General features: G+C 39.6%; 12 protein-coding genes. 3 read left to right on the top strand and 9 right to left on the bottom strand.

Translation table 11 applies throughout. The features are described 5' to 3' along the window. Nucleotides 1–156 precede the first annotated feature (156 nt). The 3 genes from IPM47_07225 to IPM47_07235 all read right to left on the bottom strand — a co-directional run bounded on the left by IPM47_07225 (nt 157) and on the right by IPM47_07235 (nt 4,559). A complete protein-coding gene (locus IPM47_07225) occupies nt 157–2,469 on the bottom strand; it encodes a hypothetical protein (protein ID QQS30711.1) in 2,313 nt (770 codons plus the stop codon). A gap of 264 nt (nt 2,470–2,733) precedes the next feature. Further along, complete coding sequence (locus tag IPM47_07230) at nt 2,734–3,639, bottom strand: hypothetical protein (GenBank protein ID QQS30712.1); 906 nt, start codon at nt 3,637–3,639, stop codon at nt 2,734–2,736. A 29-nt stretch (nt 3,640–3,668) separates the two neighbouring features. Further along, on the bottom strand, nt 3,669–4,559 hold the full coding sequence (locus tag IPM47_07235) for a lytic transglycosylase domain-containing protein (GenBank protein ID QQS30713.1): 891 nt from the start codon (nt 4,557–4,559) through the stop codon (nt 3,669–3,671). 190 nt (nt 4,560–4,749) lie between these two features. On the opposite strand from IPM47_07235, the gene IPM47_07240 reads away from it, so the two are divergent. Beyond that, on the top strand, nt 4,750–5,898 hold the full coding sequence (locus tag IPM47_07240; protein QQS30714.1) for a cystathionine gamma-synthase: 1,149 nt from the start codon (nt 4,750–4,752) through the stop codon (nt 5,896–5,898). Between the two features lie 24 nt (nt 5,899–5,922). Here the strand turns inward: IPM47_07240 and IPM47_07245 are convergent, their stop codons facing one another. Beyond that, the gene (locus IPM47_07245; protein ID QQS30715.1) at nt 5,923–6,948 is read right to left on the bottom strand and encodes an acyl-CoA reductase; all 1,026 of its coding nucleotides are present in this window, start codon (nt 6,946–6,948) and stop codon (nt 5,923–5,925) included. Between the two features lie 96 nt (nt 6,949–7,044). Between IPM47_07245 and IPM47_07250 the strand changes: the two genes are divergently transcribed. Together IPM47_07250 and IPM47_07255 are read left to right on the top strand one after the other, a co-directional pair. After that, nucleotides 7,045–7,392: a 4Fe-4S dicluster domain-containing protein gene (locus tag IPM47_07250; GenBank protein QQS30716.1), complete on the top strand. Its 348-nt coding sequence runs from the start codon at nt 7,045–7,047 to the stop codon at nt 7,390–7,392. A gap of 160 nt (nt 7,393–7,552) precedes the next feature. Continuing rightward, a complete protein-coding gene (locus IPM47_07255) occupies nt 7,553–8,968 on the top strand; it encodes an SPOR domain-containing protein (GenBank protein QQS30717.1) in 1,416 nt (471 codons plus the stop codon). Between the two features lie 462 nt (nt 8,969–9,430). Here the strand turns inward: IPM47_07255 and IPM47_07260 are convergent, their stop codons facing one another. Genes IPM47_07260 through IPM47_07280 form a run of 5 tightly spaced genes read right to left on the bottom strand, consistent with a single transcriptional unit; the run spans nt 9,431 to nt 13,085 of the window. Beyond that, nucleotides 9,431–11,047 carry a T9SS type A sorting domain-containing protein gene (locus tag IPM47_07260; GenBank protein QQS30718.1) on the bottom strand — a complete coding sequence of 539 codons (1,617 nt, stop codon included), beginning with the start codon at nt 11,045–11,047 and terminating at the stop codon, nt 9,431–9,433. A gap of 10 nt (nt 11,048–11,057) precedes the next feature. Continuing rightward, nucleotides 11,058–11,522: a hypothetical protein gene (locus IPM47_07265; GenBank protein QQS30719.1), complete on the bottom strand. Its 465-nt coding sequence runs from the start codon at nt 11,520–11,522 to the stop codon at nt 11,058–11,060. Between the two features lie 32 nt (nt 11,523–11,554). Then, entirely contained in the window at nt 11,555–11,827 is a 273-nt protein-coding gene (locus IPM47_07270) for a hypothetical protein (GenBank protein QQS30720.1), read from the bottom strand. Between the two features lie 8 nt (nt 11,828–11,835). Further along, a complete protein-coding gene (locus tag IPM47_07275) occupies nt 11,836–12,123 on the bottom strand; it encodes a hypothetical protein (protein ID QQS30721.1) in 288 nt (95 codons plus the stop codon). Nucleotides 12,124–12,161: 38 nt separating this feature from the next. Next, a complete protein-coding gene (locus tag IPM47_07280) occupies nt 12,162–13,085 on the bottom strand; it encodes a hypothetical protein (protein QQS30722.1) in 924 nt (307 codons plus the stop codon). Between the last annotated feature and the right edge of the window lie 298 nt (nt 13,086–13,383).

Genomic DNA, 13,383 nt, shown 5'->3' on the forward strand with positions numbered 1-13,383 from the left:
TCTGCAATTAACAATGCGGATTTAAACCCCTCTGTTTTAATAATAGCAGAGGGGTTTTTTCATTTACAGTTTCGATCTAAACACTCATCCGGTGGAATTACAAAAAACCAAACCATGTTATGGTGTGAATTAGCAGCAACAGGCCATTATACCAATCTATTTATTTGGTTGCTTTCCGGCTTTCCCTGAGCCGGCAAAAATCGTTACTGATGCATTCTCCATCTGCCTGATATATTTATATACTTCCTCGACAGCAAACATGCCATCTGCAGGAATTCGCTCGGCTTTAGTTTTAAAAACAGATTGAATTGAGATACTATTTTCTTTGGTTTGCCTGATGTCAAATGAGTAAGTGCCAAAATCATTGTTGATAGCTAACGGTAAATCTTTAAATGCTTCAATATAGATATCCCGGTCAAACTCTAAATAGTAGTTATAAGTGTCAGTTCCTGTAAAATCGGAATAAAAAGGCAGTGTGCGCTTGCGAACATTTAAACCTTCTACGATAACATGTTGTATCCAGTTGGTTAGAGAAATTCTATAAGTGGTGTCGTTGACTTTTGTTAACAGAGAATTATCCTTATAATTTAGTTGGATTTCGGTTTTAAACGGATAGCCCTCTTGGATTTGGATTTCTGGTTTGGCAGATGGGGTGCTTTTATCACTAAGTCTTGATAAATGACGGTAATACCCCGGATTTACAGTTGAATCGATAACATTGTATTGGTAAAACCCTCTGATAAGGGTTGAATATTGACCGGACAAAGTTATTTTCGAATTAAAATTAAGTTGATTAGTGTTCAGGTTTACTTTAACATGAATGTTTGAGGTTCTGAAATTATAGATCAAGCTTGTTACCGGAGTTTGGAAAAACTGAGTAGTTTTTGGGTTGAGATGACTGTCTGCCATTTGCCAAATATGTAAAGAAGGAGTATTTTCTAAGTAAAACGGTAACTCATTCAACTGATACCCGAAACGACTGTTTTTAGGAAAAACAAAAGTCAATTCATTATTGGATTGAAAAGAATACATCAATACTTGCCCAAAAACGGGCAGACAAGTATCGGGATTGATTTTTCCAATTCTTTTATCTGAAACCAAAACCCTGAAAAAGTCCTTTTTAACTCGTGTGAGCAAACCTTCGTAAATAACATACCGGTTGATGTTTAACATTTGTTTATTCTTGATTCCCAGTGCCACTTTTTCACGTTTAGCATCGGTCAAGCCCCTATAACCTTCTGTCAAAACATGGGCGTATAATTGATTGCTGATGCGGTCAAAAGGCCCCTGAAATTGCAGGTCTTTATTCAGTTCTTTCAAAATAATCTCGCGCCTGCTGCTACCGATTTTTGCCATGCGCTCATCGTTATTGTTAAAATAGTCTTGTTCGTATATATATTCAAACTCTTCTGCTAAGGTTTTTTGTAGTTTTTCCATAAGCTTAAAGGCTTGATCTTTGTCTATATTTTGGGTTTGTTCCGAAAAAAAACTATTCAGCGCTAATTCTTTTGAACTTAGAAAACGCTTGGTTTTATGGATTTTTATATCCCTGAACGACACCATATCATAAGAAAAATAATTCCATGTGTAGGGTTTAAAAGCAACAAACTCATCGTTTCTGAGAATCCCAAAAGCTTTGTTGTGCAGGTAGAAGGTTAAATGTGGAAGGTCGGCATAAAGACGGGCATTTGGTTCATACAAACAAGCCGGCAAATTCGTTAATTTCCAGGTATAGGTGTGGTTAAAATCAGGGGCTTTTGTGCTGAATAGCGTGTCGGGAGCAGGAAGTCCGTTGTGAAGATGCAACAACAACAGTTCTCTCGAAGGTACTGTCAGGTGAAATGTTCTGGTCTGTGCAGGTAAGGGTAGGTGCAGAAAAATACGCTTCCAGTCAAAAACAAACGGCAGATACCAACTGTAAGAAATCTCTACAATATCACCCGGGACGGCTTGAGGGATGGTGAAGTGATAAGAATAGGCGAAACGGTCACGATTGCTGTACAGTAATTTTTCTGTTTGGATGGTATCTTCCGGCAATACAATTTTCAACTGACCGTCAGGTTTTAAAATTCTTGCTTTGAAATGGATGATTTCTAAGTCAAAAAATTTGGGACGATGAATACCTTTTCGGTGATATACAGTCAGGTCTGAAAATTCAGATGAAGGGTCGGTTACTTCCGGGATATTGATAGTTGCACCGGTTGTTATGCCTTTGGCGGTTAAAATTTTAACCCGTCTGTGAGTAGTAACTAAGGTACTGTTGAATCGGTTGTTGAAAGTCCATTCGGTAGATTCAGACAAAATGACGGCATCCTGATCCAAAAATTCAGGGCTGATTGTATGTTCAAAATCAGGTCGTTGTTCCCAGGGTTGAAGGTATGTCTTCCGGTATTTGGTGTTTTGCCCAATCAGGAGGTTTTCTGAAATAAAAAAAAGCAACATCAAAAGCGAAAATAATCGGTAGGGCATGGCAAAGCAAAAAAGAAAATTCTCTGAATAGACCGCATTTTTTTTACAACAACGTAAGCCGGATTGTAATAAAACTTTGTAAAATACATGATATGAACATACAATTAATTCCCACTAAATTCAACCAATCTTCAGGGATTTAAACCGGTTCAATTTGAGTAATTGGCAGAACGTTGTTATATCTAATCACTAAATTTATGTTCAGGATTTTGTGTATGTCTTTGTCAGATATGCATGAAGATGACAAACCTTTTTAAAAACTGTTTATGGTTCGTTTGGAAGAATTTTTGGCATTAGTTCGCGCCAAACGCTTTCGATAAACTGGCTGTCTCCTGCCTCTGTGTGCATTAATTCTGCAATCACTATTTTGCTTTGATCTTTAAAATGAAAAACCTGAGCCATGTTGGTACAATATTGCCCGGCCTCAGCTATTTGTCGTGTGGCATTGTCTTGAAGCAAATAGAGCTTGGAAAACCAACAATACCCGCTACAACCGCAGTCAGAAAGGGAAAAAACTACCTGTGGATTGATAAATTTTGGATTTGGGATTGGAGTTATCAGTGGAATGGATGAAAACAAAGAGGTACTTTCTTGTGGGGTGTATTGAAACAAATGGTAATAAGTGCCGGTAGGCCTGTTTCCATGATACCATTCCGGTTCGCTTGTAGCTACCAATATATCTGAAACACCGTCAAGGTTAAAGTCGGAAACTTCAACCCCTACGTTTGGGTAGTAACTGCTTAGGTTTTCGGCTTTAAAAACCTGAAAGAGCGTATTGTTTTTTACCTCATAAACATAGAGGTTTAAGTAATAATCCTTTGTATTTCCGAGGAGGTAGGCATCAGACAAATAGGCAATAACAGCGTGTTTTTGTAAGGGGTTAAACAAGTTCCCTACTTCGATATGGGCATAATTCCGTTTGTCTATATAATACGGAGAGCCTGCATTTTCCTGCATTCTCAGAAGAGTCTGCGTTCTGATGGAAAGCAATGTTGCGGGCTTATTGGCCAGTATCATGGCATCTAAGTAGGGCACATCATCTCTTACACAAACTTTTTGTTCGGGACCGTCAACATCAACCAAAGGAATTTCAGCAGATGGTGGATTTTGGGCAGAGACGAGGGTTTGGATAGAAACTATAAAAAATATGAGCAATAGAGATTTAGACATAGTTGGATGAAGTTTTGAGACCCAGGCAATTAAACAGGCACTTTAACCAGATAGGTTTTATCTTTTTTGGTTTTCAGGAAAGTGGTACGCATCCACGGATTGAGTAGTTTTATCGTTTTATAGTTGGTATTGTAGCTTTTAGCAAAAGTTGTCAGGTTGTCTATGCCGGTAACTTCAACCTGATTGGTGGCTTGTTTGGGATAGAAATCTTCGGTTGTAAAGTGATAACCATAGTCATGGGGATTTGTCATGACCACTTTATATGCCAGAATACGGAAGATATAGCGCGAAGTTTCGGTATTTAAGTATAGGTTGTAAAAACTACTTTCTAACTGGTCGTCAGTATGGTCATTCATACCCGATACGCCTCTGTTATATCCTGCTGCTGCCATTGTCCAGCTATTCAATCGCTGATTGGCGTTTCTCAGGTAATTACAAGCTGCTTGGGTAGATTTTTCAAGATGCAACCTTTCATCCACATCTTCGCTTACCTCCATGTTATATTGACGGGCGGTAGCTTCCATAAATTGCCATACACCTTTTGCCCCTTTGGAGGAAGTTACGTTTTCCAGCCCGCTTTCAGCCATTGCCAGATATTTAAAATCATCGGGTATTCCGTTTCTGCGTAAAATATCTTCTATTTCAGGAAGGATACGATATGCCAGTTTCATCACCCTGATGGTACTGGAATGTTGATGAGTTACATTGATGATTTCCCGGTCTAATCGCTCACGAACTTCCCTGTCATAAAGCGGAACAGGTTCGCCTGCAAATGTCAAACTTGTGGGAATGGGAGGTTGATTGACATGTTGCTGAACCTTGTTGGTTGAAGGAGTATTGAGGCTAAACCCGCTGATGAACAACAGGTAGATTAAAAACATGACCGATATAAGATGAAGTGCGGTTAACAGATGGCGCATGACTTTACCTTTTTTAAAATCAAAGAAACGTTGAGGCTGTTGCTTTATATAATTACAGATGCTAAGGTAGTGTTTTTTTTCATTTACCGTTCTATATGGCTTTAAAAATTAATCGGGTTGTTTTTGTACCTTTGTCCGGCTTGTCATTTATAGGCAGTATCAATATTTTTATTTAAAGTACCAATTCTTTATGAAATTCGGAACCAAAGTTATACATGCCGGCATCTCGCCCGATCCATCTACAGGTGCCATCATGACTCCCATATTTCAAACCTCAACCTATGTTCAGGAAGCACCCGGAATACACCATGGGTACGAATATGGACGCACCCAAAACCCTACACGGACTGTACTCCAAAACAATTTGGCTGCACTTGAAAATGCCCGTTACGGGGTTTGTTTTTCAAGCGGTTTGTCAGCTACAGATGCAGTGTTGCGATTGCTTCAACCCGGAGATGAGGTGATTGCCGGCAATGATCTATATGGTGGCACCTATCGTTTATTTGTTCGGGTTTTTCAGAAATATGGTATTAAGTTCCATTTTACCGATATGCAGGATGTCAATAGCATTCTGCCCCTTATCAATAACCATACAAAAATGGTATGGATAGAAACACCGACTAATCCAATGTTGGGCATCATTGACATATCGGCCATGTCTGTGATTTGTAAATCAAAAGGTCTGCGTCTATGTGTGGACAATACTTTTGCTTCTCCATATTTGCAAAATCCGCTGGATCTTGGAGCTGATGTGGTTGTACATTCTGTAACCAAATATCTGGGGGGACATTCTGATGTCATTATGGGAGCTGTTATGTGCAACGATGAGGCTTTTCATGAACATCTTGTCTTCCACCAAAATGCGGTTGGAGCAGTTCCTGCACCTATGGATTGTTTTTTGGTATTGAGAGGATTAAAAACCCTGCATCTTCGAATGGAAGCTCACTGTAAAAATGCGGCTTTGGTTGCCGCATTTCTTTTACAGCATCAGGCAATTAAAAAGGTGAATTACCCGGGTTTCGAAACACATCCCAACCATCAAATTGCCAAACAACAAATGCGGGGCTTCGGAGGCATGGTGTCTTTTACCCTTAAAAACGATACCATTGAGGCTGCCACCAAAGTATTGTCTAACACCCATTTGTTTGCCTTGGCCGAGTCATTGGGCGGCGTAGAATCACTGATTGGGCATCCAGCTACAATGACTCATGCCTCGATCCCTTTGGAAGAAAGACAGAAAACCGGGGTGCTCGATTCTTTATTGAGGCTAAGTGTCGGAATAGAGGATGCAGACGATTTGATTGAAGATCTGAAACAAGCCTTGGATATGGTTTTATGAAATACAATTTCTAAGGGGTTGTATTCAGTTATATAAGCCCGATAAAAACTGCATAGTATCCACACCATCAGCATAGTCCCACAAATTTGGTAATTGTGCCTGACCGAAAGGAATTAATACGCCCAAAGAATTTTCAGGAGAGGCAACGACGCATTGAATTTGGTCCGCCTGCTCCATAAGTTTGCCGTATAAACCGGCTTTATCATAGTAGTATTCATAGTGCAAAACTCCAACCGGGGATGCAACAGTTTTGTTTTCCTGTAAAACCAAAAAATCGGAGGCGTATTTTAATTGACCATTTAGCATGAAAATAGAATAGTAGTAGTCAAAGTTGTTTTTATATTTATTGTGTTGGTTTACATCGGCAAAATACTCTAAGTGAGACAGCAGGTTAGGAAAGTCATATCCAACAGGCACAAACAATTTAGATACATTTCGGCATCCTAATCCAAAGTATTGAAAAATGTCTTTACCTAATTCTTGGATTTCATCCGAAGATTCGTTGCCGGTTAAAATGGCAGCCGAGCTCCGGTTTTTTCGGATAATATGGGGGTATTTCCCAAAATAATATTCAAAGTAACGGGCAGAATTATTGCTGCCGGTAGCAATAACAGCATCAAACCCGTTTAACTGTTCTGCAAAGTCAATATAGCAGGATACTTCCGGGTCTGTTTCTTTGAGCAGGTTTATCAGAAACGGGAACAACAAGGCATCTTTCCCCGATAGCTTCACCTTTGCCTTATGTCCGGCAACAAATACACATAAAAAATCGTGAAACCCGACTAAAGGCACATTTCCAGCCATCACCAATCCGATGGTCTTTAATTCAACAGGAGAAGAGGGTATATTGTAACGGCTTGACCATTTGTACAAATTGTTTTCGTTGAGATAGCGTGTAGTAATAGCATCAACGGCCTGACGGACACTTTCAGGAGTAAACCAGGGATTTGACACACAAGATTGGTTCACCACACTATCAAAATCTGCTTCTTTATTTTTAAGTTTTTCACCTAAAGCTGCCAAAACCTTTATTCGGGAAGATTGTTGCATGTTTTTTAATTGGTTAATAAAATTTTTAAGACCAAAAGTGTTCAAAAAAGCAAAAATAACATCTTAAATTTACAACCTCATAAAAATACTTTTGCTATGGCTATAATGATAACTGACGAATGTATTAACTGTGGTGCTTGTGAACCCGAATGTCCTAACAATGCTATTTATGAAGGTGGTGTTGAATGGGCAATTGAAGATGGCACTACCATTAAAGGAGATGTAACTTTGTTGGACGGAAGTATTGTGGATGCTTCAGACAGATTTACCCCTATTCAGGAGGATTACTATTATATTGTACCCGACAAATGCACAGAATGTATGGGTTTTCATGAAGAGCCGCAGTGCGCTGCAGTTTGTCCCGTAGATTGTTGTGTACCTGATCCTGATTTCAGAGAAACGGACGAAGTACTGCTTGGGAAAAAAGCCAAGCTACATATCTAATCTCTTTTCCAAATTTGTTTTAGGGGTTTTACCCGATCTAAATTAGATATACCTTAGCAATACGTTAGTTAAATCCGTTATTGCTAAGGTATTTTTTTAAAAAACGGCCATCTCAACCCAAACAACTGTATTTTGGGTTTCATATCTTAAAATTTGGTTTATGAAATTGTTAATAAGAAAATTGGAGGGTTATACCTGTATTTTATATCTTTTCCTGTTTGCTGCATTTACTATCCCGGCAAAGCAGGCATTAGCACAGAAAGAATCTGTTTTCTTTGTACAATTAGGAGTTTTTTCAAAGAAACCCACAAATCAAATAGAGCAGGTCAAGAATTTAGGAGCAATTTATATCGAAAATACCGGTAAGAACCAGCAAAGATATCTGTTGGGGCAATTTGCTATGCGAGTTGATGCCGAAAAGACTCTAAAGGATGTAAAAGCAAAAGGTTTTTCTGATGCTTTCATTGTAGAGCGACAAATTGACAATGTACCTACGATTTATGACAATTTGGATTTGATACAGGGTGATAATGGAAACAAGGGGGGGGTACAACCATCCCGAAAAAATGACCAATCCAAAGCTTTTTTGGTACAAGTAGGGGTATTTGGCGGAAAAATACCAATGAACGAAATTTTGCCATTGGTCAGTATCGGCAATATTTATACTGAAAAAACGAATACTGCCACCAAAGTATTTGTAGGTACTTTTGCCAGCCGCAAGGCTGCGGATGAACCTTTGAAAGTTGCAAAAGCATCCGGATTTAAAGGCGCTTTTGTGAAAGAGATGCCCATTTCTGCTTTGGAATTACTGATTGAACAGCGACAAGGAATTCCACAGGGAAATACTCCAAACCTACAGATTGCCGCAGTAACCTTTTCCAACCCGATAGAGGAGTTTTCACTTCCTTATCCTACCGATTCGGTGGAAATTCACGGCAATATTTTACCTCTTACCCAAAATGACTTTTTGTTTCATGGGTATATCAGAATCAAGGGTGACATGTATGCTCAGACTTTGTTGTTGCGTTCGGATAACAGCGGTAAAAACTGGACAGAGGTCTTTAAAGGAGAATATGGGTATGATATCCGTTATCTCGAATTTGTCAACGAGCAAACCGCATTTATGATGACTATGGGTTATGTTGAAGGCCCCGGAGCATTGACACTATACCGAACCGATAATAAAGGAATTGCATGGAAAGAGGTAGGTAATATTCCCAAAAACGAACATTATTGTTATCCGACCTACCTTCGCATGAACGATGTGAAATTTGGCACCGTTGTCTATAATTGCGAAGACGAAACCAATTTTTTATGGAGCACTTCCGATGGAGGAGCTAACTGGCAATATAAAGGCACAATGAGTAAAAGCGCTTTTAAAAACCTGCCTCCATATCAGGCAGAAAGCGCTAACGGTATTTATGCCAGTCAAGATGGCACAAAATTTTTTAAACAAACCGATACCGATAATTACTACATCGTTTTTCAATTGAATACTGTCTCTAATGCGTGGGAAGAGGCTTTCAGGTTGAATAGATGGTATCACCTTAAAAATGGTATTGCAACTGCATTTTAGTTGTTAGTTATTAAGCTGTAACTCAGCAGGATTTAGGTAATAGGTTTTTCGACCAGTGCCATCAATTCGCATGTTTTTTTGGTATTTCTGCGACCTCCCGTTTTGATTAACGTGTGATAGATTGTTAAATCGAGGTGCCGTTATAAGTGTTAAAGTCTTGAAAAACAATGAAACAACCCAATTATCCTGAAGGGATAAAACATTTATAGAACATAGCCGTTCAACAACCTATTCGACCCGAATGGGGTCGTATATAACGCTCTATATAGCTTCTATAAATGTGTGAACCTTTCGGGTTCGCTAATCAGCTTCATCATCCAAGAAGCTTGATAACATACACATCAACTTCTTAAAGATTTAATAAAAAAGTCTTGTTGAAATTCTAATTCCAACCTCACGGTAAACTGATAGTTATTGCCCTTAAAATCTTCATTAATTGGTTGAAGCTAAATGAATTAAATATCATTCCCCCGAAACCACCAACCGCACGGTAGTTTGGGAGTTTGGGGTGATGAGTTGCAGAAAGTAAAGCCCGGGCGGCCATGTATGCGATGGCAGGATTCCGGAAGGTTGGTTGGGTTGCTCCCGGTAGAGGATATTGCCTGTAAGGTTAAACACCCGCAATTCTAAGGAAGCACCCGAAGAAATACCGTCTGCCTGCCAATAGATGTTTTGATTTGCCGAAACAGGGTTTGGATATAGTGTTATGGACTGAATGGGATTATCGGGCTTATGTATGCCAGTAGCCACATCAATTTGGGTGCAAAGGGTATCGTTACCGCAGGGGTTGGTGGCGACGAGGCAAAGGTTGTAGGTTCCGGGATAGGGGTAGGTGTAAACAGGAGTAGCAGTTTGGGCGGTATCCGAATTTCCGAACAACCAGGTATATTCGTGTGCGCCGGTGGAGGTATTGCTTACTATGTTTAGGGTGTAGTTGTCTATGGAATGGATAAAAGCGGCCTGCGGACGGCAATTTCCGGTGGAATCCATTTTTACGAAGAAGGGGTGGCCTAAATAATAAGGCGAGGCGAGTTGTACTGCTACTCCACCTATAAGATAACCTCCGTCTGATGTTTTGAGGATGGTTCTTCCGACAGTTCTGTAGTTTTTAATTTTGATATAGTCAGACTGCCATTGCAGGTTGCCGTTATTATCTATTTTGACAATCCAAAGATTCGGTTTTGGGTTTGAATAAGTTCTTCCAACGGCAATATAGCCGTCTGTGCCGGTGCTGATGATGCTATGAAAACCATAGACACCGGGTACGACAGGTGGAACCGTGGTTTGATAATACTTGGTCCAAACATGATTGCCATTTAGGTCAACCTTTGCAATTATACGATAACCATCGGTAACGATATAACCATCTCCTTCATTGGCATGGATAATAGTTCGGGTATCAACTTCCCACAAATCAACGCAACTTTGGCTTATCGAACCAGAATAAGGAACCTTGATAAAGCAACCATCGCAATAATTACAATGTGCAAAAACCATCCAACCGTTTCCGTCTAATAAAGGGACTATGTCGTTATTAGTAGGTCCTGAAGACCAGTTATCAAAAGTTTGTACGGGAAGAGCAAGAAAATTAACTGAACTTGGATACAAGCCGGTAGCACTGTTTAAAGACCAGATACAATTATATTCAAACGGATAATATGCATCTCCCAACAGTAATGTTGTTGATGTGCCGGAATATATAACTAAATCTCCGGAACCTTGAATTATTTCCCAAATGCCCCCCAAACCGTATATGCTTTCAGTAATAGACCATTCAATTTCAAAATTACTATTCAGTTTTGTGTTATAAAACATGAAACCACCGTCAGTTGTACGCACGGCTTGGCCTTGAGCAATATCAGATGTCCAAAGAGTATCGCCGGTTTCTGAGTTTAAAAGTACCATGCCCGGTTTCCTACCAGAACTCAAAAAGTTTCCGTCATCCATTTCGAATAAATCAAAGACTTCCACATCAGAGTTTGATAATGCATTTGATTTGAAGTGGCTAACCCAAACTTGTGCAAATACAAGTTGCGAGCAGAGCAGAACAGCCAACAAAGAGATTGAAATTTTTTTCATGGTATTGTAATTATGGGTAAATGAACCAAAAAGGTTTCCATATGGCTTCAATAGAGTCCTCTGGGACTTCGGAGTTGAAATTGAAGGACTCTGTACATATCCATGCTACATTGTCGCGTTCGTCATTATCAGAGGATTCTCCCAAATATAGAGGAGCACTATTGAAGTGAATATCTCCTACATTACCGACTATTTTTTGTAAATATGGAGGAGAACCATAAGGAATTCCGTCCACATGTACTGCTTCTGCTACGGGCTGTCCCTCACCTACCGTAATTCTAATTTTCTTTTCACCCTCCTCGTCATTTTTACTCATCAGGATGGGATTGAAAAAATAAGGCATTCCGGGCGGAGTTTCACCTCCTGTTAGTAATCCGGATAGGGACAAACCTCTGCCAGCATCAGCGTTGGCTTCGTTGAATACATAATAATTGCTATTGCCTGTACCAATATTTGGTAATTCTTTTACCGACAAAGCCCATTCTCGGGAGTTGGTATGTCCAAATCCTAAGATATCAACAGGGCGTTTGGACCTGCATCGAAAAATACGCCCGCACCCCCAAAAACTCCGTCTTCAGGGTCGGGAGTGGTGCCGGTCGAGTTTCTAAATCGGACTACCTGACGGTATAACGGGAAAATACCGCCTTGTTGAAGAATAGACGCTCCGTTCCGCCACACACCATCAGGAAAATAATTTGGGCTGTATTCCGTACTGCCTCCTATCCATTGTGCCGGTATTTCAAGCAACACCCTCCCCTCGCCGGTACAACCGATAAACAAGTTATAATTTACACCGCTTCTACTCCCGTAGTATAAGCGCCGGTTAAATTTCCTTCGCTATGACAACCAAGATAAGTATTTCCCAATCCACTGTTATCAAATATTCCCCAACTTCCATTGCGGACTGTGTTCAAACTTACTATAGCGCCTGCATTGGCATCAATTCCGGCCACATAAAGTCCGTTTCTCTTACAATGGCTGATACGGGAATTGTATATCTGACTTACATTGACATTTGTGTAAACGCTAATTGGGTATCCGTTGTTGACATTGTCACAGGCATAAACAAAAAACACTTCTGAAACGGCATTAATACTGCCATCATAAGTAGCTTTTATCCGAATAGGAAATTGTCCAAAAGGAAACGATGCGGTATCGGCATTAATACTAAATATAACTGAATTGGCAGCAATTGGTCCAGAAGAAACCTCAAAAAAGGCATTAGCAAAACAGATAAATCTTCACCTCCAATAAGTATTTCAATTTCTAAGTTATCTAATACGGTACTTCCGTCTAACTGTGTTTTATTAACAAGATGCAAAAAGTTTATTTCTAAATCAGTGAGATTGGTATCAATATCCGGTACCGGACTAATTCCTACATATTCCGAATATCTGAATTGGATATAATTATCAGGTAAAGGAGTGGGGGTTAATTGATTTAGAATATGTTCAGGGTCAGGAGGATTGGCTATCATTATGCCGTCAATTTCGTAAAATAGCCCCCATATTCTTTGCCCCTCAAGAAAAAAATTTCCGAAATTAGTACCAACCAATCTGATACCATCTCCCGGGAAGCCTCTAATGTTACAATTGTTGATTGCAGTACGTTTATGTAGTACCATTCCATGTCCAAATCCAAAATCAGGATTGGCGGGATTTTGGTAAACTTCTGATGTATTGTTATAAATCAGCGAAAAGTCTTCTAAAGTGGGTTCTGCATTAGTGAGGAAATTGCCTTCTTCATCTATAAACTCCAAAATATCATATCCCGGTGACCAAACAAAATCAATTTCAGGTCCGATAGGCAAAGTGGGGTGATTGAGAAATGAACCTGTACCTAAACCATTATTGAAATGAACAATCAAACCGTCTGCCGGCAATGAAAGACCGCTATCGAAAGGATGAGGAGCAAACGGGGCGTTCACAAGCAGAAAGGTGTTGTTAGGACCTGCGCCTCTGATGATGGGTGCACCGAAAACCTGAAGGGTGTTGCTGAAATGATAGATTCCCGGAGGGAAATATATTACCCCCCCCATATATGTTATCACGCATAGATAATTGGGCTTCATAAAAAGCCTGTAACCAATCGCCGGTTGTAGGGTTGGGCGCACTGGGCATAGTGGTTATATCAACTATCATAATATATTGGGTTTATAGGTACTTTTCCTATTATTGCATTAAAATTTTAAAACAAATTAAGTAAAAATACTTTTTATATTTATCAAGCAATCAAGATTACTTAACTATGAAGGATTAACTTAGTCTTAACTGCTTTTTAAATAGAAGATATATTTAACTAAAAGCAAAGCACTTTTTAACATCCAAAACCTTTTT

The sequence above is a fragment of the Sphingobacteriales bacterium genome, from assembly GCA_016700115.1.
Taxonomy (GTDB): domain Bacteria; phylum Bacteroidota; class Bacteroidia; order Chitinophagales; family UBA2359; genus UBA2359.